Consider the following 491-nt stretch of genomic DNA (forward strand, 5'->3'; position numbering starts at 1 on the left):
GCACGTCGCCGTCATAGTTCTTGCAGGCCCAGACATAACCGCCGGACCACTTCAGCGCTGAGGCGACCATGTCGTCAATCAGGCGGTGCTCGTACCAGATCTTCGCTTCCTTGAACTTTTCGGCGAATTCCTCGTCGAACACCTTCTGGAAGATGTCCTTGAAGCGGCCGTCATAGACCTTGAGGATTGTGTTCTTGGTCGAGAGGTAGACCGGCACCTTGCGCTGCAGGCCGTAGTTGAAGGAGGCGCGGGCGAATTCGGTGATCGAATCGTCGAGGTTGTACATACCCATGGCGACACCGGCGGACGGGGCATCGAAGACGTCGTATTCGATTTCCTTGCCGTCTTCACCGACGAACTTCATCGTCAGCTTGCCCTTGCCGGGGAACTTGAAGTCGGTGGCGCGATACTGGTCGCCGAAGGCGTGACGGCCGACGATGATCGGCTTGGTCCAGCCGGGGACGAGGCGCGGAACGTTCTTGCAGATGATC

Annotated in this window: 1 protein-coding gene; it reads right to left on the reverse strand. The window is 58.7% G+C overall.

Going from position 1 to position 491, the window contains the following annotated elements; genetic code table 11:
* A partial coding sequence (locus IB258_RS30225; RefSeq protein ID WP_225590571.1) for an isocitrate/isopropylmalate family dehydrogenase occupies positions 1-491 on the reverse strand: 491 nt, incomplete at both ends.

Origin of the sequence: Achromobacter sp. ACM02, from assembly GCF_014851605.1 — a bacterium.
Classification (GTDB): Bacteria; Pseudomonadota; Gammaproteobacteria; order Burkholderiales; family Burkholderiaceae_B; genus Achromobacter; species Achromobacter aegrifaciens.